The 23,317-nt window shown below is 44.7% G+C and carries 24 protein-coding genes; 14 read left to right on the forward strand and 10 right to left on the reverse strand.

Features of this window, described 5'->3' with window-relative positions:
- Nucleotides 1-97: 97 nt before the first annotated feature.
- The 3 genes from ppnN to queF are packed head-to-tail and all read right to left on the reverse strand — an operon-like array spanning nt 98 to nt 3,813.
- On the reverse strand, nt 98-1,468 hold the full coding sequence (gene ppnN / locus KJ365_RS07445; protein WP_214450989.1) for a nucleotide 5'-monophosphate nucleosidase PpnN: 1,371 nt from the start codon (nt 1,466-1,468) through the stop codon (nt 98-100).
- A complete protein-coding gene (locus KJ365_RS07450) occupies nt 1,469-2,983 on the reverse strand; it encodes a GGDEF domain-containing protein (RefSeq protein WP_214450990.1) in 1,515 nt (504 codons plus the stop codon).
- A gap of 20 nt (nt 2,984-3,003) precedes the next feature.
- Nucleotides 3,004-3,813, reverse strand: coding sequence for an NADPH-dependent 7-cyano-7-deazaguanine reductase QueF (queF, locus tag KJ365_RS07455; protein WP_250884066.1), 810 nt, complete (start codon nt 3,811-3,813; stop codon nt 3,004-3,006).
- A 185-nt stretch (nt 3,814-3,998) separates the two neighbouring features.
- Here queF and syd point away from each other — a divergent pair, with 185 nt between their 5' ends.
- Complete coding sequence (syd, locus tag KJ365_RS07460) at nt 3,999-4,568, forward strand: SecY-interacting protein (RefSeq protein WP_214450992.1); 570 nt, start codon at nt 3,999-4,001, stop codon at nt 4,566-4,568.
- On the opposite strand, the gene KJ365_RS07465 is transcribed toward syd, so the two are convergent.
- Complete coding sequence (locus KJ365_RS07465; protein WP_214450993.1) at nt 4,525-4,830, reverse strand: hypothetical protein; 306 nt, start codon at nt 4,828-4,830, stop codon at nt 4,525-4,527. The two genes, syd and KJ365_RS07465, sit on opposite strands and share 44 nt — an antisense overlap.
- Nucleotides 4,831-5,017: 187 nt before the next feature.
- Here KJ365_RS07465 and KJ365_RS07470 point away from each other — a divergent pair, with 187 nt between their 5' ends.
- Both KJ365_RS07470 and KJ365_RS07475 read left to right on the forward strand, forming a co-directional pair.
- Nucleotides 5,018-5,392, forward strand: a complete 375-nt coding sequence (locus tag KJ365_RS07470; RefSeq protein ID WP_214450994.1) for a DUF3192 domain-containing protein — start codon at nt 5,018-5,020, stop codon at nt 5,390-5,392.
- A 231-nt stretch (nt 5,393-5,623) separates the two neighbouring features.
- Nucleotides 5,624-6,265 carry a GNAT family N-acetyltransferase gene (locus KJ365_RS07475; protein ID WP_214450995.1) on the forward strand — a complete coding sequence of 214 codons (642 nt, stop codon included), beginning with the start codon at nt 5,624-5,626 and terminating at the stop codon, nt 6,263-6,265.
- A gap of 504 nt (nt 6,266-6,769) precedes the next feature.
- On the opposite strand, the gene KJ365_RS07480 is transcribed toward KJ365_RS07475, so the two are convergent.
- On the reverse strand, nt 6,770-7,093 hold the full coding sequence (locus tag KJ365_RS07480) for a DUF3301 domain-containing protein (protein ID WP_214450996.1): 324 nt from the start codon (nt 7,091-7,093) through the stop codon (nt 6,770-6,772).
- Entirely contained in the window at nt 7,093-8,142 is a 1,050-nt protein-coding gene (locus KJ365_RS07485; RefSeq protein ID WP_214450997.1) for a DUF3549 family protein, read from the reverse strand. The genes KJ365_RS07480 and KJ365_RS07485 overlap by 1 nt, the downstream gene beginning before the upstream one ends.
- Between KJ365_RS07485 and truC the strand changes: the two genes are divergently transcribed.
- From truC to KJ365_RS07500, 3 genes are all read left to right on the forward strand, one after another.
- Nucleotides 8,141-8,983: a tRNA pseudouridine(65) synthase TruC gene (gene truC / locus KJ365_RS07490; protein WP_250884067.1), complete on the forward strand. Its 843-nt coding sequence runs from the start codon at nt 8,141-8,143 to the stop codon at nt 8,981-8,983. The two genes, KJ365_RS07485 and truC, sit on opposite strands and share 2 nt — an antisense overlap.
- 87 nt (nt 8,984-9,070) lie before the next feature.
- Nucleotides 9,071-9,520, forward strand: coding sequence for a flavodoxin domain-containing protein (locus tag KJ365_RS07495; RefSeq protein WP_214450998.1), 450 nt, complete (start codon nt 9,071-9,073; stop codon nt 9,518-9,520).
- Nucleotides 9,521-9,737: 217 nt separating this feature from the next.
- On the forward strand, nt 9,738-10,781 hold the full coding sequence (locus KJ365_RS07500) for a GGDEF domain-containing protein (RefSeq protein WP_214450999.1): 1,044 nt from the start codon (nt 9,738-9,740) through the stop codon (nt 10,779-10,781).
- Nucleotides 10,782-10,789: 8 nt separating this feature from the next.
- Here KJ365_RS07500 and KJ365_RS07505 read toward each other — a convergent pair whose 3' ends face one another.
- The 4 genes from KJ365_RS07505 to map are packed head-to-tail and all read right to left on the reverse strand — an operon-like array spanning nt 10,790 to nt 15,561.
- A complete protein-coding gene (locus tag KJ365_RS07505) occupies nt 10,790-11,242 on the reverse strand; it encodes an acyl-CoA thioesterase (RefSeq protein ID WP_214451000.1) in 453 nt (150 codons plus the stop codon).
- Nucleotides 11,243-11,302: 60 nt separating this feature from the next.
- Nucleotides 11,303-12,127, reverse strand: a complete 825-nt coding sequence (dapD, locus tag KJ365_RS07510) for a 2,3,4,5-tetrahydropyridine-2,6-dicarboxylate N-succinyltransferase (protein WP_214451001.1) — start codon at nt 12,125-12,127, stop codon at nt 11,303-11,305.
- Nucleotides 12,124-14,757, reverse strand: coding sequence for a [protein-PII] uridylyltransferase (gene glnD, locus KJ365_RS07515; RefSeq protein ID WP_214451002.1), 2,634 nt, complete (start codon nt 14,755-14,757; stop codon nt 12,124-12,126). Before glnD ends, dapD begins: the two co-directional genes overlap by 4 nt.
- 6 nt (nt 14,758-14,763) lie before the next feature.
- A complete protein-coding gene (gene map / locus KJ365_RS07520) occupies nt 14,764-15,561 on the reverse strand; it encodes a type I methionyl aminopeptidase (protein WP_214451003.1) in 798 nt (265 codons plus the stop codon).
- 353 nt (nt 15,562-15,914) lie between these two features.
- On the opposite strand from map, the gene rpsB reads away from it, so the two are divergent.
- The 8 genes from rpsB (at nt 15,915) to rseP (ending at nt 23,277) form a co-directional block, all read left to right on the forward strand.
- Nucleotides 15,915-16,643: a 30S ribosomal protein S2 gene (gene rpsB / locus KJ365_RS07525; RefSeq protein WP_214451004.1), complete on the forward strand. Its 729-nt coding sequence runs from the start codon at nt 15,915-15,917 to the stop codon at nt 16,641-16,643.
- Between the two features lie 70 nt (nt 16,644-16,713).
- A complete protein-coding gene (gene tsf, locus KJ365_RS07530) occupies nt 16,714-17,586 on the forward strand; it encodes a translation elongation factor Ts (RefSeq protein ID WP_214451005.1) in 873 nt (290 codons plus the stop codon).
- A 182-nt stretch (nt 17,587-17,768) separates the two neighbouring features.
- Nucleotides 17,769-18,512, forward strand: coding sequence for a UMP kinase (gene pyrH, locus KJ365_RS07535; protein WP_214451006.1), 744 nt, complete (start codon nt 17,769-17,771; stop codon nt 18,510-18,512).
- A gap of 9 nt (nt 18,513-18,521) precedes the next feature.
- Complete coding sequence (frr, locus tag KJ365_RS07540) at nt 18,522-19,079, forward strand: ribosome recycling factor (RefSeq protein ID WP_214451007.1); 558 nt, start codon at nt 18,522-18,524, stop codon at nt 19,077-19,079.
- Between the two features lie 52 nt (nt 19,080-19,131).
- On the forward strand, nt 19,132-19,866 hold the full coding sequence (gene uppS, locus KJ365_RS07545; protein WP_214451319.1) for a polyprenyl diphosphate synthase: 735 nt from the start codon (nt 19,132-19,134) through the stop codon (nt 19,864-19,866).
- Nucleotides 19,860-20,723: a phosphatidate cytidylyltransferase gene (locus KJ365_RS07550; RefSeq protein ID WP_214451008.1), complete on the forward strand. Its 864-nt coding sequence runs from the start codon at nt 19,860-19,862 to the stop codon at nt 20,721-20,723. The genes uppS and KJ365_RS07550 overlap by 7 nt, the downstream gene beginning before the upstream one ends.
- A gap of 5 nt (nt 20,724-20,728) precedes the next feature.
- Nucleotides 20,729-21,931: a 1-deoxy-D-xylulose-5-phosphate reductoisomerase gene (gene ispC, locus KJ365_RS07555; protein WP_214451009.1), complete on the forward strand. Its 1,203-nt coding sequence runs from the start codon at nt 20,729-20,731 to the stop codon at nt 21,929-21,931.
- On the forward strand, nt 21,931-23,277 hold the full coding sequence (rseP, locus tag KJ365_RS07560) for a sigma E protease regulator RseP (RefSeq protein WP_214451010.1): 1,347 nt from the start codon (nt 21,931-21,933) through the stop codon (nt 23,275-23,277). Before ispC ends, rseP begins: the two co-directional genes overlap by 1 nt.
- The last annotated feature ends 40 nt before the right edge of the window (nt 23,278-23,317 follow it).

A 23,317-nucleotide genomic window follows, 5' to 3' on the forward strand; every position in this document is an offset into this window, starting at 1 on the left:
AGTAGCGTTTTTGCGACGCGGTATTTTACCCTAGCAGACTAGCGAGAGGTAGTGCCAATAGCCAACATTGCGCGTAATTATACTAAACTACTAGACGTCAAAGCCCTTTTACCCGATAACACGGGTGGTATTCACTTCCAGGGAGCTTCATCCGACCTTGCTCGACAAATGAGCTAAGCAAGGTATCCATTTTTTCCATCAGTGACGGGTCGCCACTGATTTCAAATGGACCTTTGTCTAGTATAAGCGATACGCCTTCTGCTTTTACATTCCCTGCAACAATACCTGAAAAGCACTTGCGCAGATTGGCTGCAAGTGAACATATTTCTTGGTCAAGATGCAAGTTGAGTTCTGCCATACTCTGATGCGTTGGCTCAAAAGGCTGCTGAAAGTCATCAGGGATATGCAGTCGCCAGTTAAAGTTAAAGGAGTCGCCATGGGCTTTACGATATTGCTGAACGGCCTTTTTAGAGTCACACATAATGTTAGCAACGGTTTGCTCGTCACCTACAACAATTTGGTATTTGTCTTGCGCTTCTTTGCCAAGGGTGGCGCCTACGAATGCGTCTATTGCGTCAAAGTATTCGCGTCTTTCAGCGGGGCCGGTCAATATTAATGGAATTTCTTGGTCTCGGTTCTTTTCGTGCAAAAGTAAGCCTAACAAGTACAAGAGCTCCTCTGCAGTACCGACACCACCTGGGAAGATAATGATGCCATGGGATACCCTTACAAACGCCTCTAGGCGCTTCTCGATATCGGGCATAATGATGAGTTCGTTAACGATTGCGTTAGGTGGCTCTGCTGCTATGATCGATGGCTCTGAAATACCCACATATCGACCCGTTTTAATGCGTTGCTTGGCATGGCCAATGGCCGCACCTTTCATTGGTCCTTTCATCGCGCCGGGTCCACAACCGGTGCAGATATTAAACCCGCGCAAACCCAACTCATAGCCAACGGCTTTCGTATATTTGTATTCTTCTAGGCCAATGGAGTGACCTCCCCAGCATGTCACAAGATTGGCTGGCTCAGACAAACCAAGAGCATTTGCATGGCGCAGCATGTCAAAGACCATGTGCGTAATAAGTTCACTTTCTGCTGGTTGCTCTTTTAAAAATATGGGTTGTTTGTGTTTGCTGCTCATGTATAGCATATCGCGCAATACGGCGAATAAATGCTCATGAACGCCTGCAATCAATTTGCCATCCACAAAAGCGACTTGTGGCGGATTGATCAGCTCCATTTTGACACCGCGCTCTCTGCGCACAAGTCTTACATCAAAGTCTTTAAACTGTTTAAAGAGGGCGTGGGAATCGTCTTGTTCAACGCCACTGTTTAATACCGCCAAACAACAGTTGCGAAATACTTGATACAGGTCTTTGGAGGTAGATGTGGCTAGCTGATTAACTTCTAGTTGAGATAACTGGCTCATCCAGCCCACTGGCTGGAGCTGATAGGTATTGCTCATTTAAGCATCCTTTTTGATGGTTTGGTTGCGACCATTTTGCTTTGCCTCGTACAAAAGCGCATCGACAGATTCAAAGGCTTGTTCGATTGAGTTAGTTTGCCCTGTATCGATTAAGCCGATAGACACGGTAACGCTAACACGGTTGCCTTTGAACATAAAAGGTAAGCCTGAAATTTTTTCGCGCATCACCTCAAGGCGTTCAAAGCCACTTTGCAACTCGGTGTTTGGCAATAAGGCAACAAACTCTTCACCGCCCCAGCGCGCCACAAAATCCGTTGGCGCGAGGTGTTTCTTGATTTGTGATGCGATGATCTGAAGGGTTTTATCACCTACGGAGTGGCCGTAGCTGTCATTGATTTTTTTAAAATGGTCAATATCGATAAGCGCCATACACAAGTTGGTCTTGGTGCGTTTCTGCTTGGCATATTCGCTATCTACTTTTTCTTCATAGGCCATTCTGTTAGGCAATTTAGTTAACGAATCGGTCATGCTATTAACGCGCTGATCAATGAGCTTTTGCTTATAGGAGTCGGCCTTTGTCTCAAGCTCTGTGATGCGCTTTTGCATGGTCTCTAACAGCGAAATCATTTTTTCTTGTTCGGCAATTTCGTCGGCTTCAGACGCCCGAATACTCGACTGCATTTTGTTCAAATGGGTTTGCGCCTCTATCTTGAGGTCCTCGAGTTTCTTTGAGTCACTCAGTGAGGCTTCAATGGCAGCTATTTGCTGCTGAATACGTTCGTTTTGTTTACTGCGCTTTTCTAAGCGAGATTTAGAGGTGGCGATGGTTGATTTAATGCCAACATTAATCTTGCCTAAACTACCGTGAATATCATGAATTAGGCGATTGGCGGCGCTGGCCTCCTTCATGACGTCTCTGATCACAAAGCGGATCAAAGCCAAACAACACTCAAGCAGCTCACTGTGCTCCAAACCCGAATTGAGTTTTTTGCGCAGCTCAATGATGCGTTTGTCTTCTTTTTGCTGGGTGTAATATGGCGTCAATAATTCTTGGAGCTCTTGGGTGATTTGATAATGGAGCTCTTTTTGTTGTTTTACGCTCTCTTGTGATTGCATCACCGCATTGTTAGACAAGGCCTGACGAAACAGTTTAAGTGCCTGTTCAAATTGCGCTACTGGAGACGAGGTGTCTCCCTTTTCAGGCGCTAGGCTTTGCAAAAAGGTTTTTATCTCTTGCTTGGTCTCACTGGGGACCGCTTCTAATTCAGCGATAGAGCGAAGAGATTGCTCTATTTGCGTAAGTGTATCGGCTCGCTTTTGCTGCATGAATTTGCGCTCATGCTTTAATTGCGAATTAATCACTATGCTGAGCTCGCCGGCACCTTGGTAATCGGGTTTACCTGCGAGTAACTTTTTGATTTGCTTGAGCTCTGCGTCAACTTTTGGATTGGCGCCTTGAAAAAAATCGATAAGGCTAGTGATAAATATCGCTAGCTTGTCAAGCTGCTGGCGAGCAATCATAACTTGTTGTTTAGGCGATGCAGTGCTACTCATTACTTGTATCTCATGGTTGTTTATTGCCTAGCAAGTCGTATATCTGGATAAGCGTGTTCAAAGTTTGAACGAAACGGGTTGATATCTAGCCCGCCTCGACGGGTGTAGCGCGCGTAAACCGTCAATTTTTCAGGTCGACAGTGGGTTTGTATATCGTGAAATATTCGCTCCACACACTGTTCGTGAAACTCATTGTGTTGGCGAAAAGAGATTAAATACTGTAGCAAACTTTCATGCTCTATTTGTGGTCCGGCATACTTAATAAGCACGCTCCCCCAATCGGGTTGATGCGTAATAAGGCAGTTGGACTTAAGCAAATGACTAACAACCGTTTCTTCAACATAGGTATCGGCGGTTTTTAATTGCTCTGGAACTATTTTGCTCTCTTTTACATGAATATCTAAATCATCTAATAATACACCGTCTAGCTGCCCCATCTGGACATCTTGAAAAGCACTGAATGGAATAATTTCAACCTCAACCAACTCGCCTGCGCAGTTCGACAAATCATCGGTTAGATGCTGCGCAACAACGTCACTTGAACTAAATGATGTTTGATTAAAGCTGTTTAAATACAGTTTAAAAGATTTTGACTCTATTAGGTTAGGGGAGGTGATGGGAACTGAGCAGCGTAGAATTGCAATCATCGGTTTACCCTTTTCATTTAACCAAGACAGCTCATACCCATTCCAAATATCAACACCGCTAAAAGGCAGTGGAGTAGGGAGTTTAATCTGCTCACGACTGAGGCTTCTAGGAACGCCCTGTAACAAACTTGCGTCGTATTTGTCGGCGTAGCCTACGGTTTTTCCAAGTACCAAATCTTCCAAATTTTTTCTCTTATCTCGATTGTTTTTTGCGCGTGGTATTGTATCGCATCGCTCGGCGTACATCAGTGTTTGTGAGCGGACTATCGTATAAAAACGCACAAGGGCGAAGAATATAACGTTTGATTGTTAACTTACGCGCTTGTCGCTGATACTATGCCACCAAATTTTACCTGCAAAGATACCTCATGCCTACTTCATTTATTTCTGCTTTTGACCATTTTGTTGAACAATACATTGCTCAATCGACTAAGCAAAACAAAGGCTTAGTAACTGAATACGACTCACAATGGCCATCGGATTGTTTATCAGTACATAATGACGCAAGCGACGGGGATGAAATAGCATGGAAACCGCATTTGCGCAAAGCGCCAGCGAGCATGGAAAACTTAAACGCTGCTCTGGAGATTCAGATACCGCAAAGTCTAGAGCAATTCTTTGGTCGTTATTTCAGTCTAGACTTAAATGCTTTGCATCCCCGCGGGCCAGTTACCCTTCTGCAGGTCTATAACGAGCAAGACTATGAGCGCTTGCAGAAGAACTTAATTGCTCATGTATTGATGAAGCGGCGACTAAAGCAGCCCGAAACGCTTTTTTTTGCGCTTACCGACGAGGAGGACTTTATCATTTCTATTGAGCTAGAGAGCCAAGCGGTTGTGCTGGAGCGCGTTGGGAAAGACAACCCCGAGGTACTTGCCCCAGACTTGGCAAGCTTTATCGCTGCTTTAACGCCGCAACCTCAGCTTGTAACGCTTTAACTTCTTCTTCGAGTCGAGCAATTCTATTGAGTAACGCTTCTTGAGCATCACTTTGTTTGTTATGCCCGCTCTGAGGTGCGTCATCGTGGTGGTCCGACTCACCGGCCTGAGGATCGTTTTGCCATCGTTTTAGACCTTGTATGATCATGGGTAACGGCACTCGTCGGTCAAGTTTTGCTCGGATCATTGCTGTGGTAGGTTCAACACCTTTTTTGCTCAGACGTTGGCAGATATGCAAGATGGTTTGTAGGTCTGTGGTCATACAGTATTTTGAAACGACTAATAATTAGCAAAAACTCGCAAATATTAGCGCGAATCACAAGCTAAAATTTACTGCTTGATAGGGGTTTAAGTTTAAGTGTTTGAATCATATTGTTTTTTATAAATTGGCACAAAGATTGGTTATACAACCTTAAACAGATATTTATCACACATATTGAGGGAAAATAATGAAAAAAATAGCATTACCTGTCGTACTTGTTTCAGCATTAGCATTAAGTGGCTGTGTTATTTCAATTGATGATGACGATTTTGACGGTGATTATTACCCAGAGCATACTAGCTGGCAGCAGATGGAACGAGAAAATCGTGAACATATTGCGGCACTGGTGCTTGGCACATCAACGCAATCGGTGATAGATGAAATGGGCGCTGCCGATTTTAATGAAGCACTGCAAAAGGGCGATGCCCAATATCAGGTGCTTTGGTATCGCACCCAACGTCGTGACGGCGACGGTATAACAACAAAAGATGAATGCACACCATTGGTCTTTAAAAACGGCGAATTAATGGGCTGGGGTGATACCGCTCTTCAAAATATTTAGTTTTGCGCCTTTGCTAAATTTTGTAAACGCCTGCAATTGTGCAGGCGTTTTCGTATGTAATCCAAGTTCACAAAGGCGGCCATTAAATTGATAAAAATCAAATTAGCACGATTTTTTGTAAAATAATTGTTACTAAACTCCTCAGTTGCATTACACTTTAACGATGATGTTAAGCTCATTACAAACGCGTTGACTCAATACGTTTGTACAACCGCACGCTAGGAGTGCTAAATGACTGTTTCTGCATACAAACCTGACCTGAACCAAGTCAAAGCTGCCTATTTAAAGGCAGAAGATTTGAAGGTCGCCGCTTCAATTTTGTATAAAGCATATTTTGATGACCCTTTGTTCAAAGATATTTTTAAAGTAGATCGCGAGGGTTATGAGGCAAGGTTACGCGCCGCTATTCGCGAAGAGGTGAGCACCTTTTGGGATGCGCAGCAGCCGCTTATCGGACTTTACGATGAGGATAGACTTGTCGCAGTCTCTTGTATGATTGGACCTGATGCAGCCTTTGGCGCAGGGCGGTTTTGGCATTGGCGTTTAAAGATGTTGCTGACCGCCGGTTACATAGGTACTAAACAAATGATCGTCAAAGAAGAGAAAGTGCGTGATCAAATACCTGCACAAAACTACTACATGCTTTCATTAATTGGCGTGCATACCGATCTGCAAGACCTTGGCCTAGGACATATCCTGATGAGTTCGATGATTGGACTGCTTGAGGATGACACTCAGTCAGAGGGTATTGGTGTATTGGTCACTTTGCCAAAGTGTCTGAGCTTTTTTGAAGATGCTAAATTTGAACATGTCAAAGATATTGAAGTGGGTAGCATTACCGGTAAGGTGATGTTCCGCCCCCGACAAGTCTAACTATCCTCTTTTTTGCCCGCTCCTTTGTAAGAGATATCTTACAAAGGGGTCGGTGTTTCTCCTTTTATCAGCAGATTAATTTCGCCTCTATTTTATAAAGTCTATATATATCAGTTGGTTAAGTCTGCCTTTGTTTTTCGGATAGAAATTTTCAAAAATAAAATAAATGTCGCTCAACTTATTCAATCAAAGATTAGGTATTCTAGTTGCGTCTTAAGGAACAACAGGATGTTGGCAGAGACACCGCAAATACGGAAATTTGTGGCAGGGAAGCAAATAAGTATCAGGATTACTTCTGCACATAGGGATGGCGCAGTAAGGGTAAAGGAAAAGGGATCGACACAGGATGTGTTGCCTGCTTAGGATGAGTGGGAGTAAAAAGGAAAGGGATGTAAGGGATTTGATCGGGACGATGCTTTAGCAATGGAACGCCGAGAGGGATGCTCAAAATTTTAAGAAACAGGCCTTAGGGCCTGTTTTTTAATGCTTGAAATTTAAAAACAACTATTGCAAGCGGTCACTATCGACCATTCTAAACACAGGTAACTCGACTTTGACGATGTCACGCCCATGGGTTTGTATGATGCCATTGTACTGTGTTTCTCCATCGCTGCTAAACTCTAACTGATAATCTAACAGCCAGTCGGGCTTGCCTCGGTGAATGCGAAAGTGAGTGTTAACGCGTGCCAACGAAATATACTGTAGCCCTTCTTTTTTACAATACATGCGCGCATATTTGACGGTGGATTCTGCAATGCCGCGCAGTCGCCAAAATTGAAGCGCGACAACAAATATCACCATCAGTAGTATGAGTCCGTAAATGTCCATTAAGGTTTCGCCTGTTGTTCGAAGAGACTCGCAATGGCTTTACTCACATCTTCGCTTTGCTTAGGTGCGCGCAGCGTCGCTAGCACAAAGACTCGAAGCTGTGGGATTTGGACTAAGTCGGCAAATATGCCACGAAAAAGTGCATAAGATGCATCTGCCTGCACGAGCTTTTCAAAGTATTGCGCTAATGCCTGCTGATTACCAGATACATCCGGTATTAACGCATGCCAATGCCTGCCTGCTATTACCACGAGGGTTTCCACATCGAGGCTCTGCTCACTTTGTATAAGCTGATGAATATACTGCTGGACTTGTGCAGTTTGGGTATTGCCTAAAGCTCTTAGCAACATAGGCGCTAAGGTTTGCTCGCAGCGTGAGTGATAACTTAAGATGGCATCAATCGTTGAGTCTTCGAGTTGTGTGCTTTCTAAGCCACTTAACAAACAGGTGTTGACTGCGTGCGGCAATACTTCTAGGTTTTGTTCAATCGCATGGCGAATCTGCGGGTCGTCAACATTCACCGCCACATCAGAAATATCTTGCACCGCCAAATTATCCCAGGCCTGCACACTTGGGGCTTTTAAATAATCAATAGCCTTTTTCAATTCAGGACGGTTAGCAACCCCCAAGTGCTTGCGGATAGTGGCATTGCAGTCTGCCAACAATTGCTGACTTGGCGCAAATACAAACGGATTCTCAGGAAGTTCGCCCTGCTGGTTTTGCATTTGCTCCATTTCTCTGCCCAGTGCTTGCACCACAATATGTAAAAATTGGTCGCGTGCCGCCGGCATAAGCAACGATTGCTCGTCTACTGGCAGTTTAATAAACCATATGTAGTGCTCATGATTAAGCTGTTTATTCCAAAACACTACACACAACCAAGCATGCCCTTGTCTTGGACGCGGGAAAGGCTGCTGATTGAGCTCACATTCAAAAAATTCTTGATTGTCCATGATTTGACGGGTGCGGCTTACGTCAATCACAAAATATTCGGTACCCGCGTTTAATAGAAACTCGCTGATGGTGCCGTTTGATGAGTTTGTTGTCATGCTTGAACTACTTATTTTAGGGCGAATGCGTATTTACATCATGTTATTCTATCGCCATTGTACCCTAAGTATATTGTTTGATGTGACGCAAATTTCGATCGTTTTTCAAGATGAGCACCTCATTGTTGCGCATAAACCGCCCGGCTTGCTGGTCCATCGTAGCCCTATCGATAAGCGCGAAACACAATTTTTGATGCAGATGGTACGAGATCAGATTGGTCAATATGTGTATCCGGTACACCGACTCGACAAACCTACCTCGGGCTTGTTGATCCTAGCGTTAAATTCACATGTTGCGAGGTTGATGAGTCAGGCGCTAGAAGCGCATAAAGTCGACAAGACCTATATCGCCTTGGTCAGGGGATATGTGAATGAGCCTCAGATAATCGATTACCCCTTGGTCGAACAGCTCGATAAAATGACCGATGACCTAAACAAGCAAAACGAAGCAAAAAGTGCCATTACTCACATCGAGCCGCTGGCACGCATTGAGCTGCCTTTTGCCGTTGCAAGGTATAACACGGGACGTTTTAGTTTAATGAAGCTTATGCCACAAACTGGACGAAAGCATCAACTGCGCAGGCATATGGCCCATTTACGCCATCCTATTGTGGGTGATACTACGCATGGCGATGGCAAGCAAAATCGTTATGCGTCGATCCACATGCACATTGATCGCTTAGCCTTGTGTTCAACACAGCTGCAATTTGCCCACCCTGTCACCGGTGAAATGCTAAATGTGAAAACCACCTTAGATACCTCCATGCAAAAAGTGAGCGAACTTATTGCATCCTATTCGACATTTGTCAGCGACGAATTAAATACTTTAGCCTTGTTTTAATCGTTTTTATCCCTATTTCAGTACAACTAAGCATTCACGCAGGCAAGGGTCTGCAACATTATTACCGTACAATAAAAGGAAACTATCATGCGCAGTGTGAGTATCTTCGCCGGATCAGTCTATGGCAACGCGCAACACGTGGCTGAGGAAGTGCAAACAATGTTAGAAACCGAAGGTGTTAACTGCGAAGTTTTTACCGACCCAGCGACCTCTGACTTCTCTGATGCCGAGTCGGTATTGGTCATAACATCAACTACCGGCCAAGGCGACATTCCCCCCAATTTAGAGTTCTTTCACTCGGAATTACGCGATACCTTTCCGTTGATGGATGGCAAGCCATTTGCCGTTGTCGCGCTTGGTGACAGCAGCTATGGCGATTCTTATTGTGGTGGTGGCAGACAGTTCTTTGAATTGTTGACCGAATTACAAGGTAAGCCAGTAAGTGAGCTATTTGAAGTTGACGCCATGGAGACCTTATCACCAGAAGAAGAGGTAGTGCCGTGGGTTAAAGGGCAAATTGAAGCGCTGACGCAATAAGTACTTATCTCATTATGTTAGGGTCAACGTGTTTGGCTCTAACAAGCGCCTGATGGCGGGCCAGTAACTCTCCTGTTTCTCAATGTCCCCACTGATATTGTGCAATAAACAATCAATCAAGCAATCTTTCTATTTGTCGATATTTACTAGACTAAAGGATAGTTATCGGGGCTATTGTGCATACACTTTACGTGACTAAAGGCGGGAATAACCGCTGATGAAGGCTTTCTGTGAAAGGCTTCAGCATGATTTAAGTTTGGCGTTAACGTTTTCGATGACGCTAGTCGGTTGTGTGTTTTTAAGCGTCTTTGGCATCCTAAGCTGGTTCAACTCAAATTACATATTAAGCGTTTGCCTGCTAACAGCGATGCTATTTGGCATTATAAATATTGTTCTGCTAAATACAAAATATCGCTACCTAACTACCCCTAACCTTTCTATCATCTGTGCATTTATCTGTTTTGTGTTGCTGATACTAGGCGGCAAAGATGAAACAGGCCTGTTATGGACCTTTCCTTTGCTGATGATATCCATTGCTATATTACGCGTGTTTCAGGCCCTTGTTTTTTCGGTGGTTTACATTGTGTCAGTGGCCTACCTGTTTTCCATCTCGCAAAGCGTGAGTTGGATTGTCGACTATAGCGAGGTGGTTAGCTCTCGCTATATATTTTCTAGTATGGCACTAAGTGCACTCACCCTCGTGTTGATAAAAATACAAGACAATACGAACAAGCTCCTTGAGTTAAAAAACATCACCGATAACCTTACCGGACTTTATAATCGAGGGGTGATCAGTACCGTACTCGGTGAAAAAGCAGCGAGACGTGATTCGGTCACAAAATCGACATTGCTGTTACTCGATATCGATCATTTTAAGGTGATTAACGATGATCACGGGCATTTGGTAGGGGATGAAATCCTTGTGCATTTTTCTGAAACACTACAAAGTGCCATTCGAGCGACCGATTTTGCGATTCGTTGGGGCGGGGAAGAGTTTTTAGTGATTCTTAAGCATTGTGAGTTGCATAATGCGTATGCTACCGCTGAAAAAATTAGGCAGAGCATTCAAAATCATCAAGAAATAACGTCGTTAATCGGTAAGCCTATGACCGTAAGTATTGGCCTAGCTGAAATTGATCAGGGCGACGATATTAACCATGCCATTAAGTCGGCTGATAAAGAACTTTATTATGCAAAAGCTAATGGCAGAAACAAAATAATACCGCTAATCGACACAATGCAACCGGCGTTCAGCCAATAAAATCTCTACTATCCAGCTTGGTCCACGACTCGGCTAAACGGTTTTGCAAACGCCTCTTTTAAGAGCGCAGGTATCTGACATTTTTCGTAATTAGGTGTGGTTACCATGACATAGGTAATGCGCATCTGTGCTACTTGAAGCCACTGTCCATTGTCTTTTTTTGTACAATCCACTGTAAACTGAAACGATGTATTACCCACATGCGAAGTATGTACTTTAAGAGCCAGTACATCGTCAAATACGGCTGAGCGTTTCCAGTCGATATTAAGGCTTACTACTTGGTTTTCATAGTTAGCAGCCTGCAAGTTACTATAATCGCCTATCAAGGCTCTTAAATACTCAGTGGCCGCAATATCGGCATAGTCTGCGTAGCGTGCATTAAAAACCACGTTTTGCGCATCGCACTCACCATAGCGAGCGCGCAGGTAAAGCGTAAGATCATTTTTTTCGCAATAGGTCATATCGGATTTTACTGTAGCAAATGAAAAAAGAGCATGAAGACTCATGCTCGTACACGATGTTTATTCAGCGCCGCGAAGCAGTTCGTTTATACCCACTTTGGCGCGTGTTTTGGCATCCACTTTTTTGACGATGATTGCTGCGTACAAACTGTACTTGCCACATTTACTGGGCAGGCTACCAGGCACGACTACCGCACCAGCAGGTACTCTTCCATAATGTACTTCGCCCGTTTCACGATCGTAAATACGCGTGCTTTGGCCAATGTAAACACCCATCGATAAAACGGCACCTTCTTCAACAATCACGCCCTCTACGACTTCTGAGCGTGCGCCAATAAAGCAATTATCTTCAATAATGGTTGGGCTCGCTTGTAGCGGCTCTAATACACCGCCTATGCCTACACCGCCAGAAAGGTGAACGTTCTTGCCGATTTGAGCACATGAACCCACCGTTGCCCATGTATCGACCATTGTGCCGCTATCAACGTAGGCGCCAATATTGACATATGAGGGCATTAACACGACGTTTGAGCCAATAAAAGTGCCAGTGCGAACCGTTGCAGGTGGAACCACTCGCATGCCTTCTTTAGCAAAGCGTGCAGCGTCATAGTCGCTAAATTTTAACGGCACTTTGTCATAAAAGGTTGATTCTGCACCTGGCATGACTTGATTATCGTGAAGTTTAAAAAATAACAAAACGGCTTTTTTTAGCCATTCATTGACCTGCCAGCTACCGTCTACTTTTTCAGCAACGCGGGCTTGCCCTGAGTTTAATAGGGCAATGGCATCTGCGACAGCGGTTTTCACTTCATTGGAGGCCGTTTGGGCGGTAAAGCTGTCGCGAGTATCAAATGCGTGTTCAATGGTTTGGGCTAGCTTGTTCATATAGCGGTGTTCACTTCCGGTTGGTCGAGTTTCATAATTAACTGCTTTTTGAGCAGCACCTGTTGAGATTGGGTGAGGGCTTTGCCATCTTCGTTACACACAATGAAGATATCTTCTGCTCGTTCACCTATGGTGGCAATTTTTGCCATTTTAAGCGTAATATTTAAGTCTACGAATAGATGGCCAATTCGGGCTAAGAGTCCTGGCGCATCGAGCGCTTCCAATTCTACCAGCGTAGCGTTTTCATGACTCGAAAAAAATCGGATTTTAGTTGCAACGTCAAGCTGCTTCATGCGTCTAGACATGCGTCTTGAGTTGCTGTGAGAACGTCCTGGTTTTAGCAGTTGTTGTCTTACCGCAGTGGCTAAGTTCTGCACTCTATTGTCTGACTCTATGCGTTCACTGTTGTGATCAAGGATAATCATGGAGTCAAATACATAACCGTCTTGCGTCACGACAATTTGTGCATCGTGTATTGAGCAATTACGGCTGTCTAATACAGAGGCAATTTGGGCAAAAAGTGCCGGTCGGTCATGGCAAAATATGAGTAACTCAGTGCCGGCTTGAGTCGTTTCGTTGCTTGCGGCCACAATGATTTCTTGTTCATCGAACTCACCCGCGTGGATAACAGTTTGTGTGTGCCATGCAATTTGCTTAGGTTTAAACCGAGCAAAGTAATCGTTGCTCATCTTTTGCCAAAATGGCATCACCGTTTCTTCACTTAAACCCGCGGCATCTAGTTGCACCAATGCCTGACGTTTGTGCTCAGATACTCTATCGACGATAGTACTTTGGCATTCTAAACCGTTGTCGAGGGCTTGCTGAGTTAGCAAATAAAGCTCTCGTAATAATGATGCCTTCCAGTCGTTCCATAGATTATCGTTAGTCGCGCGGATATCTGCTAGCGTCAGGGCGTAGAGCAAATCAAGGTGAGTATGGCTCTTTACCTCGGTTGCAAAATCTTTTATCACATCTGGATCGTAAATATCGCGGCGTTGAGCGACCACCGACATTAATAAATGCTGTTGTACCAACCAAGCAATCATATCTTGATGCTTTTGTGGCACGTCGTGGCGCGCGCAAAAATCATATACGTCTTTAGCACCGAGCTTTGAATGGTCGCCGTTACGTCCTTTTGCGATGTCATGAAAAATAGCGGCGATAAATAAGATTTCTGGTTCATCAAGGTTCTTGACGATGCGCGAACAGCGCGGAAATTCTTTTGGCTCGGTGTAATAGCGTCTAACATGTTTCACCAAACGATGAGTGTGCTCGTCGACCGTGTAAGCATGAAATAAATCAAACTGCATCATGCCCACGATTTTATCCCACTCGGGAATATAGGACTGCAAAATACCGTGGCGATGCATGATATCCCAGCCAAGGTCAAAAAATGCAGGATCGGAGACTAATTCAATGAAGGCGGTTCTGCACTCTGGGATCTCGATATAATAAGTCGATTGAAAGTCTCTACGCGCGTTGCGCAATGATCGAATGCAGTCACCATCGAGCCCGGTGACCTCAGGGTGATCTTTTATAAGCGATAAGAACTGCAAAATGGATAATGGTGAGCTAAAACATTGCTCATGTCGCGGACCAATTAAGCCATCTTTGATGTAAAAGTCGCCGTTGATGTTAACCGGTCTAGCGAGGCTAATACCAAGAATATCTTGATGGAAGCGCTGCAGTAACATGCTGTTTAACTCTGTCACGCGCCGTACAATGCGAAACAGATGTTTCATCATTTTTTCAACGGCTGGCTTTCCTTCACCATACCCAAGTAGCTCTGCAACCTCTGGCTGATAATCAAACAGCAAGCGGTTTTCACTTCGCTTAGCGACCAGGTGCAAGGCGAACCTTATCTTCCAAAGGTTTGAGCGGCATTCAATGAGCTCAGCATGTTCTAACTCTGTAAAATAACCGTGCCCGATGAGGGTCATGCCATCGTATTCATAAAAGTGCTTTTTCGCCACCCAACCAATGTTTTGAATATCTCTTAAGCACCCTGGGTTTTCTTTGATATTTGGCTCTAAGTTATAAGATGTGTCGTTAAACTTGCGGTGGCGTTTGCTTTGCTCGTCCATCTTGGCTAAAAAGAAGTCTTTACTAGACCATAATTTTTGCGTCTTTATCTTTGCCATTAAGGCATCAAAGGTATCTTCGCAGCCGCAAAGTCTTCTTGCTTCGACTAAGTTTGTTGCGATGGTCACATCGCCCTTTACTTGTGCGAGGGTTTCTTTGATGGTCCTAACCGATTGGCCAATTTCTAACTTAATATCCCATAAGAAGGTGATAAATTGACTAAGCGCATTTTGTGTTTCTGTGGGAATGCTCGCTTTACTGAGAATCAGTAGGTCGATATCTGAATAAGGTTGCAATTGACCTCTTCCATAACCACCAACAGCACAAAGCGTTAAGTGCTTTTGCTTATGCAAACTAAGCAACTGCCACGCATGACATAGCAGGGCGTCAGTGAACTTTGAGCGAGCAACAACCAACTCATCCACGTGTATTGCATGGAAATTATCTTGTAGCCAAGTAAAGTTCTGTGAGACGCATGCCTTAAACTCTGCAATGTCATTAAGAGATGAAATGGCTTGCACTCTGCTTATCATACTGTCGAGCATCATATTGCTTTAGGCCTCGCTGTTGATAATGCGAGGCAAATCTTCATCATCTCTTAATGTTAATACTTCAACACCGGTATCGGTGACCAGCAAGGTGTGCTCCCACTGTGCACTGAGGCTGCGGTCTTTGGTTACGACGGTCCACTGGTCGGGTAGAATTTTGGAATAGCGTTTGCCAGCGTTAACCATCGGTTCAATGGTAAAGCACATCCCGGCTTTAAGTTCTTCGCCAGTGTTCGGGCGCCCGTAGTGGACCACTTGCGGGTCTTCATGAAATACTGCACCAATGCCATGACCACAATATTCTCTAACAATTGAATAATGATGATTTTCAGCATGGGTTTGAATGGCGTGACCAATATCGCCAAGGCGCATTCCTGGCCTTACCATTTTAATGCCTTTATAGAGGCACTCTTGAGTAACGCGAATCAGACGCTCAGCAAGTATGCTAGGTTTACCCACTACGAACATTTTTGATGTATCGCCATGGTAACCATCTTTGATGACGGTCACATCTATATTTAGGATGTCGCCATCTTTTAGTTTTTTATCTGCTGGAATGCCATGACAAATGACGTGGTTAAGCGATGTGCAGATAGACTTAGGGAAGGGCGGGTAGCCATAATTCAATGGTGCTGGAATGGCATCTTGCACATTAACAATATAATCATGACAAATACGATTAAGCTCGTCTGTAGTAACGCCCTTTTTGACGTGTTCGCCTATCATCATAAGTACATCTGACGCCAATTTGCCGGCGACGCGCATTTTTTCAATTTCGTCTTGAGTTTTGATGGTGATACTCAACGCATTTCCTCGTTACGTTTGTTCAGTTTTGCCCAAGAGTATACCACATGCGTGGCATTTCAATATTACTCATTGATTCGACTTATAACTTTGTGTTGCTGGCGTTTTCCAATATGCGTATTTATACACGTAAATCCTAATTATTCCTTGCCTCTGCGCTTGTTAGATGATATAAAGCGCGCGCTGTTTTCATATGAGGCAGTACATACTTTAAATACACACACATATCGACACTGATTTCGGGGTGTCTGTAGCGGTGGGTTTGTTTATTTACAAAGCTTTGTAAACATCACCGGTTCGGATCGAAAGAAGGGATATGTGGAGGCCTAACCCCTACAATAGGATTATTAATCATGGCAAACGTATCAATGCGTGACATGCTCCAAGCGGGCGTGCATTTTGGACACCAAACTCGTTACTGGAACCCGAAAATGGGTCAGTACATCTTCGGCGCTCGCAACAAGGTTCATATCATCAACCTTGAGAAAACCGTTCCTCTTTTCAACGAAGCACTTTCTTTCTTAACTGGCGTATCTCATAACAAAGGTAAAGTATTGTTTGTAGGCACCAAGCGTGCGGCAGGCGAAGCAGTGAAAGAAGCAGCTATCAAGTGCGGTCAGTACTATGTAAACAAGCGCTGGTTGGGCGGTATGTTGACTAACTGGAAAACCGTACGTCAGTCTATCAACCGTTTAAAAGAACTTGAAAGCCAAAGCCAAGACGGTACTTTCGACAAGCTAACCAAAAAAGAAGTCCTTTTACTACAACGCGAAATGACCAAGCTTGAAAGCAGCTTGGGCGGAATCAAAGACATGGGCGGTCTTCCAGACGTGATCTTTGTTATTGATGCTGATCATGAGCACATCGCTATCACTGAAGCTCGTAACCTAGGGATTCCAGTAGTCAGTGTTGTAGACACCAACTCTAACCCAGACGGCGTAGATTACGTCATTCCTGGTAACGACGATGCAATCCGCGCAATTCAGTTATACACAAACGCTGTGGCTGACGCGGTACTTAGCGGTCGTAATGGTGACGCTGGCGCAGCTGCAACAGACGAGTTTGTTGTAGAAGGCGAATAGGCTTAAACAATATTTTGTAAAGGAGACGTTATGTCTCCTTTTTATCAACTAAATTTTGAGGAAAAGAACAATGGCAGTGACAGCAGCACTGGTTAAAGAATTACGCGAGCGCACAGGCGCAGGCATGTTGGATTGTAAAAAAGCCTTAGTTGAAACTGATGGCGACGTCGAACAAGCGATTGAGAACATGCGTAAGTCTGGTCAAGCAAAAGCGGCTAAAAAAGCAGGTCGTATTGCCGCTGAGGGTGTAATTTTAACGCACGTTTCTGGCAACAAGGCGACAATGCTTGAGCTTAACTGTGAAACTGACTTCGTAGCACGTGATGAAGGTTTCTTAGCATTTGGTAACGCGATTTTAGCGGTTGCCACTGAAAACGGCATCAACGACATCGACACTTTAAACGCAGCAGAGCTTGATGGTAAATCTATCAGCGATACTCGCGATGCATTAGTGGCTAAAATTGGTGAAAACATCTCTCCTCGTCGCGTAATCAGCGTTGAAGGTGACAACTTAGGTGCATACGTGCATGGCGGTCGTATTGGTGTTATCGCTATTTTACAAGGCGGTGACGAAGAGCTTGCAAAAGATGTAGCAATGCACGTTGCAGCTTCTAGCCCTCAATTTGTTAAGCCAAGCGACGTACCTGCAGAAGTCGTAGCTAAAGAAAAAGAAATTCAACTTGATATCGCCGTTCAGTCTGGCAAGCCTGCTGACATCGCAGAGAAAATGGTATCGGGCAGAATGAAGAAATTCACTGGCGAAATCAGCTTAACGGGTCAACCGTTCGTGAAAGATCCAAGCACAAGCGTAGGCGACTTGCTTAAGAGCAAAGGTGCTGACGTTATCAACTTCGTACGTTTTGAAGTGGGTGAAGGGATTGAGAAAAAGACGGAAGATTTCGCTGCAGAAGTTGCTGCACAAATGGCTGCTGCTAAGAAATAATTTAGCAAGTCGCTTTTGCAAAACGCGATGTTCCTATACACTATCAAGCACCTCAAATGGGGTGCTTTTTTATGGCCAAAATATATTCGGTCACGCTATTTTACTAGCGCCCAGCACAATAAGCGCATTGGTCATAAAAAGCATGTTCACAGCACATAATAAACAAGAGGATATACCTGCACATGAGTAATTCACCTAAACCTGCCTATAGACGCATATTATTAAAACTCTCTGGTGAAGCCCTACTGGGGGATGAAAATTTTGGTATCGATGCCAAGGTGCTCGACAGAATGGCCCAAGAAATAAAAGAGATTGTAGAGCTCGGTGTTGAGGTGGGTTTGGTCATAGGTGGTGGCAATCTGTTTAGAGGCGAAGGCCTCGCCAAGGCAGGTATGAATCGCGTAGTAGGCGACCACATGGGTATGCTGGCAACGGTGATGAATGGTTTAGCAATGCGCGACGCCCTGCACAGAGCCTATGTAAATGCTCGCTTGATGTCTGCCATTCCTCTAAACGGTGTGTGCGATGCGTATAACTGGACCGACGCAATCAGTTTATTAAAGTCTGGGAAAGTAGTAATATTCGCCGCCGGTACAGGAAACCCGTTTTTCACAACTGATTCGGCTGCATGTCTTCGCGGTATAGAGATTGAAGCGGATGCGGTGTTTAAAGCAACAAAAGTAGATGGCGTATTTAGTGCAGACCCGGTGAAAAACCCTGAAGCCGTGTTATTATCTCAAATAAGCTACCAAGAAGTGCTCGAAAAAGAGCTAAAGGTAATGGACTTATCGGCCTTTACACTTGCCCGAGACCATAATATGCCCATTAGAGTATTCAACATGAATAAGCCAGGTTGTTTAAAAGCGGTTGTGTTCGGTGACGATGAAGGCACCGTCATTGCTAATGTGGATAGAATACAAGAATAAGAGATTGTTATGATAGATGAAATTGAATTAGACGCGCGTGAGCGCATGGAAAAAAGCATTGTCGCACTTAAAGGTCAATTGAGTAAAATCCGCACCGGACGCGCACATCCTAGTTTATTAGACAGCATCATGGTGCCATATTACGGTGCCGACACCCCTCTTAAACAGGTTGCGAACGTGATTGCCGAAGACAGCCGAACGTTGGCACTCTCGGTGTTTGATAAGTCTGCTATTCAAGCCGTTGAAAAAGCGATTATGCAATCTGATCTTGGCTTAAACCCTATGAGCGCAGGTACGACCATCCGCATTCCTATGCCAGCACTCACAGAAGAGCGCAGAAAAGACCTGATCAAGGTGGTTAGGAACGAAGCAGAACAAGGTCGTGTAGCGGTGAGAAATATCCGCAGAGATGCTAACAGCGACATTAAAGAGTTATTAAAAGAAAAAGAAATCAGTGAAGATGAAGCGCATGCAGGCGAAGAGAACATCCAAACTCTGACCAATGAATTCATCAAAATTATCGACGCGACCTTAGCCGATAAAGAAAAAGAGCTGATGGAAGTCTAGTTTGCTAAATCCAGACGCTAACAGCAGTGACAAGGTTTGTGCGGCACTAAAAATGCCGCGCCATGTTGCTATTATCATGGATGGTAACGGCCGTTGGGCACAGCAGCGCAATAAGCTGCGTACCTTCGGTCATAAGGCTGGCGTTGAAGCTGTGCGTTCGTCAGTGACGTTTGCACGTAAAAAGGGTATTAAATCACTCACCTTATTTGCCTTCTCAAGTGAAAACTGGCAGCGCCCAAAGCAAGAAGTTGGCGTGTTGATGGACTTGTTTCATTTTGTGTTGAAAAGCGAAGTCAAAAAACTACACAAGAACAATATCCGTCTCAAAGTGATTGGCGACTTAAGTGGTTTTGACGTCAAACTGCAAGAAAAAATCAGTGCGGCTGAAGCGCTCACAGCGAATAATGATGCCTTAGTGCTTAATATCGCTGCGAACTACGGCGGAAGGTGGGATATCGTCAATGCCGCAAAATGCTTGGCAAGTTCAGTCGCTAGTGGTGACATTGGCTTGGACGATATTACCGAAGCTGCCTTTGACAAGCATATTAGTACACACGAATTTCCAGAATTGGATTTACTTATCCGAACGGGTGGCGATCACCGCGTTAGCAACTTTTTATTATGGCAGTGCGCTTATGCAGAGTTTTATTTTACTGAAACGCTGTGGCCTGACTTTAACGAAAGTGTGTTTCAAACGGCGATAGACGACTTTGCCCAAAGGCAACGTCGCTTTGGCTTAACCGGTGAGCAAATCATGACCGCAGAAGTAGAGCCAAAAGCATGTTAAAACAGCGTATTTTAACCGCCGTGATTCTCGCGCCATTAGCGCTTATAGCTATTCTCTTTTTACCTATTGAAGGGTTTAAACTTGCCGTTGCCGGCGTCATTTGCCTAGGGGCATACGAGTGGGCCAATATGTCGGGCATTACCCTTCGCTTGTTCAAAGGCTGGTTTACCATATTTATTGGCTGCATATGTGCGGTATTAATATTTTTGGTCGACGCGCAAAGTATTTGGGTGCAGGGTGAATTAAACCCTATCTTCGCTTTCATCCTTTGGGTAGCCGCGTTTTGGTGGGCAGCGTCCTTCTTTATGATACTCGCTTACCCTAAATACAGTAGCTTTTGGAAAAGCAGCATCCCAATTCGCGCCTTCTTTGGCGTGCTGACTTTAATTCCAACATGGGTTGCCATCGTTAGTCTGCGTACCAGCTTGTATGACGTCACGCCAGTATACGGTGCGTCTTTATTGTTTTACGTACTGGGTATCGTTTGGGCGGCAGACATTGGCGCCTTTTTTGTGGGTGTAAAATTTGGCAAGCATAAATTAAGACCAAACGTGTCGCCGGGTAAATCGGTTGAAGGTTTAGTGGGAGGTGTTGTTGCGTCTATGGCAATTATTGCCTTTGCCGCCATGCACTATCAATTTGAAGAGTCCCGCATTGGCGTCCATGTGCTTATTGGTATGATCACCGTTGCAGTATCTGCTTTGGGCGATTTGAATGAGTCGATGATCAAACGTTGCGCTGGCATCAAAGACAGTGGAAAGCTGCTGCCTGGCCACGGCGGTGTGATGGACCGAATAGATAGCCTAACGGCAGCCTTCCCAGTGTTTGCCTTTTGTTACATGATTTGGATGGCTTAAGTTTCGTGCAGCAAGCTTCGCAAAATGTTCAGACGATTACCATCTTAGGCGCAACGGGTTCTATTGGAACAAGTACCCTTGATGTTATTTCGCAGCATCCTGAAAGATACCGTGTATATGCCGTCAGCGGACATTCTCAGCTGCAAAAGCTCGCCGATATTGCCTTGAAATTTGCGCCTAAATGTATTGTGGTTAACAACCAGCAAGATGCGGCTCAGTTACATAGCCTACTGCCGAAAAATACCCAGGTACAGATTCGTCACGGTGTTGATGCATTAGCTGACATTGCCAGCGCGAAAGGCGTTGACACGGTGATGTCGTCAATTGTAGGCGCTGCTGGTCTTCTGCCAACCCTAGCTGCGGTAAAAGCAGGCAAGAAAGTCCTGTTGGCTAATAAAGAATCGTTGGTCATGTCTGGTCAGTTGTTTATGCAAGCAGTGCGTGAACACAACGCGACGCTTATTCCCATTGACAGTGAGCATAATGCTATTTTTCAATGCTTGCCGCTTAATTATCAGTACGGTAAGCCAGGTGACTCAGGTGTGTCCCACTTGCTTTTAACCGCCTCTGGTGGACCCTTTAGGGAGTCTTTACCGCAGGAGCTTGAAAGTGTCACAGTGAGTCAGGCGTGCGCCCATCCTAATTGGGATATGGGACAAAAAATCTCGGTCGATTCAGCTTCTATGATGAATAAGGGCTTGGAGTTTATCGAAGCAAAGTGGCTGTTTGGCGTTGATGAAGATAGCATCCAAGTGGTTATTCATCCACAAAGTACCATCCACTCAATGGTGCAGTACAAAGACGGTTCGGTTATCGCGCAGATGGGAAATCCTGACATGCGCACTCCCATCGCACATGCCTTAGCATTCCCTGAACGCATTAATTCTGGCGTTGAGCCGCTTAACTTTTTTGAGCAAGCGAATTTGAGTTTTGAGAAGCCTCGAGAAGATCGCTTCCCCAATTTATTTTTGGCGATGCAGGCAAGTCGCATCGGACAGGCCGCCACGACCGCGCTTAATGCAGCAAATGAAATCGCTGTCGCGGCATTTTTAAATGAACAAATTCGCTTTACCGACATCTATAAGGTAAATAAACAAGTGGTCGACGCGCAAGCGAACATCACCTTAGATAGTATTGATGCCATTTTAAGCCACGACAAGGTTTGTCGTGACATGGCCGAAGACGTAATAACTAGAGTACGCCGTTAATGGAAATCATCCGTAATATTTTCTTCTTCGTCATCGCGCTTGGGATTCTAGTGGCGGTGCATGAGTGGGGTCACTACTATGTGGCGAAACTCTGTAAAGTAAAAATCCTGCGCTTTTCAATTGGTTTTGGAAAGCCGCTATATCAGCGAGTAACCTCCAGTGGCATGGAGTTTGTCATTGCCATGATCCCACTCGGTGGTTACGTGCGCATGCTTGATGGTCGAGTAGATGATGTGGCACCACAAGACGAGCATGTTGCTTTTAATACGCAGCCGGTGTGGCAGCGTATTGCGATTGTTGCGGCCGGCCCGATGGTGAATTTTATCTTTGCCATTTTTGCTATGGCGGCAATCGGTATGATTGGCCAACAAACGCCCAAGCCGATTGTTGGCGACATTGCGCCAGATAGTTTTGCGGCTCAATCGAGGCTCTCGGTGGGTGATGAAATTTTAGCAATCGATAACCATCGCATTAGCACATGGCGAGATGTTGCCATTGAGTTATCCACCTTCAGTGGTGAACAGAGTATTCCCCTTACAGTCAAAAACGCCAATGGCGTTACACAAGACGTTAACTTGCCCATTGATGGTTGGAAAATCGATCCTGATGAGGCGGATTTGTTCACTGCCTTAGGTTTTCAACCGTTTCGACCCGCTGTCACTAAAAAGCTTGGATTTATAGATGAAAACACGCCAGCCTCGCGGGCAGGTTTTCAAGTAGATGATGAGATTGAAAAATTAGATGGAACTACCCTAGAAAATTGGGGACAAATAGTCAGCTTCATTGAACAGCGTCCTAATCAAACGTCAGTGGCGACTGTGCTAAGAGATGGGCAACGTGTAGAATTGAACGTAACGTTTGGTGAAAAACCCAACAACCCTGAGCAAGGTTATCTAGGTGTTATTCCTTATCAGGATACGTGGCCAGAAGAATATGTCCTCAACCGTAAGTTAGGTCCAATAGATGCAATAGTTGAAGGGACCGAGCAAACGTGGCGCTTGATGGGGGTAACCCTCACAATGCTAGGGAAATTGTTGACTGGCGACGTGTCGGTAAAGAATTTGAGTGGCCCAATATCGATTGCTCAAGGTGCAGGAATAAGTGCTAGCATAGGAATTGTTGCATTTTTAAGTTTTTTGGCGCTAATTAGCGTAAATCTTGGTATTATTAACCTTTTGCCCTTACCCATTCTCGATGGCGGGCATCTGATGTATTTTACTATCGAATGGATTACTGGAAAGCCGGTGTCAGAGGCGATTCAGGAAGTAGGATTTAAAATCGGTGGGGTGATACTGTTCGCGGTTATGGCAACAGCAATCATCAACGATGTTCTACGTAATACATAATCATAATAAGGTCTGACAATTGTATCTTGGAATATAGACA

This window comes from Glaciecola sp. XM2 (assembly GCF_018595715.1).
GTDB lineage: Bacteria > Pseudomonadota > Gammaproteobacteria > Enterobacterales > Alteromonadaceae > Glaciecola.

What these genes read in the sequence shown, in the direction of transcription:
- KJ365_RS07500 (WP_214450999.1), top strand. Translation starts at nt 9,738, where the DNA reads ATGAAGGCTTTCTGTGAAAGGCTTCAGCATGATTTAAGTTTGGCGTTA.
- KJ365_RS07475 (WP_214450995.1), top strand. Translation starts at nt 5,624, where the DNA reads ATGACTGTTTCTGCATACAAACCTGACCTGAACCAAGTCAAAGCTGCC.
- KJ365_RS07485 (WP_214450997.1), bottom strand. Translation starts at nt 8,142, where the DNA reads ATGACAACAAACTCATCAAACGGCACCATCAGCGAGTTTCTATTAAAC.
- KJ365_RS07550 (WP_214451008.1), top strand. Translation starts at nt 19,860, where the DNA reads ATGTTAAAACAGCGTATTTTAACCGCCGTGATTCTCGCGCCATTAGCG.
- tsf (WP_214451005.1), top strand. Translation starts at nt 16,714, where the DNA reads ATGGCAGTGACAGCAGCACTGGTTAAAGAATTACGCGAGCGCACAGGC.
- ppnN (WP_214450989.1), bottom strand. Translation starts at nt 1,468, where the DNA reads ATGAGCAATACCTATCAGCTCCAGCCAGTGGGCTGGATGAGCCAGTTA.
- KJ365_RS07450 (WP_214450990.1), bottom strand. Translation starts at nt 2,983, where the DNA reads ATGAGTAGCACTGCATCGCCTAAACAACAAGTTATGATTGCTCGCCAG.
- rseP (WP_214451010.1), top strand. Translation starts at nt 21,931, where the DNA reads ATGGAAATCATCCGTAATATTTTCTTCTTCGTCATCGCGCTTGGGATT.
- dapD (WP_214451001.1), bottom strand. Translation starts at nt 12,127, where the DNA reads ATGAACAAGCTAGCCCAAACCATTGAACACGCATTTGATACTCGCGAC.
- KJ365_RS07480 (WP_214450996.1), bottom strand. Translation starts at nt 7,093, where the DNA reads ATGGACATTTACGGACTCATACTACTGATGGTGATATTTGTTGTCGCG.
- KJ365_RS07470 (WP_214450994.1), top strand. Translation starts at nt 5,018, where the DNA reads ATGAAAAAAATAGCATTACCTGTCGTACTTGTTTCAGCATTAGCATTA.
- frr (WP_214451007.1), top strand. Translation starts at nt 18,522, where the DNA reads ATGATAGATGAAATTGAATTAGACGCGCGTGAGCGCATGGAAAAAAGC.
- truC (WP_250884067.1), top strand. Translation starts at nt 8,141, where the DNA reads ATGCTTGAACTACTTATTTTAGGGCGAATGCGTATTTACATCATGTTA.
- KJ365_RS07465 (WP_214450993.1), bottom strand. Translation starts at nt 4,830, where the DNA reads ATGACCACAGACCTACAAACCATCTTGCATATCTGCCAACGTCTGAGC.
- pyrH (WP_214451006.1), top strand. Translation starts at nt 17,769, where the DNA reads ATGAGTAATTCACCTAAACCTGCCTATAGACGCATATTATTAAAACTC.
- rpsB (WP_214451004.1), top strand. Translation starts at nt 15,915, where the DNA reads ATGGCAAACGTATCAATGCGTGACATGCTCCAAGCGGGCGTGCATTTT.
- syd (WP_214450992.1), top strand. Translation starts at nt 3,999, where the DNA reads ATGCCTACTTCATTTATTTCTGCTTTTGACCATTTTGTTGAACAATAC.
- glnD (WP_214451002.1), bottom strand. Translation starts at nt 14,757, where the DNA reads ATGATGCTCGACAGTATGATAAGCAGAGTGCAAGCCATTTCATCTCTT.
- uppS (WP_214451319.1), top strand. Translation starts at nt 19,132, where the DNA reads ATGCCGCGCCATGTTGCTATTATCATGGATGGTAACGGCCGTTGGGCA.
- KJ365_RS07505 (WP_214451000.1), bottom strand. Translation starts at nt 11,242, where the DNA reads ATGACCTATTGCGAAAAAAATGATCTTACGCTTTACCTGCGCGCTCGC.
- KJ365_RS07495 (WP_214450998.1), top strand. Translation starts at nt 9,071, where the DNA reads ATGCGCAGTGTGAGTATCTTCGCCGGATCAGTCTATGGCAACGCGCAA.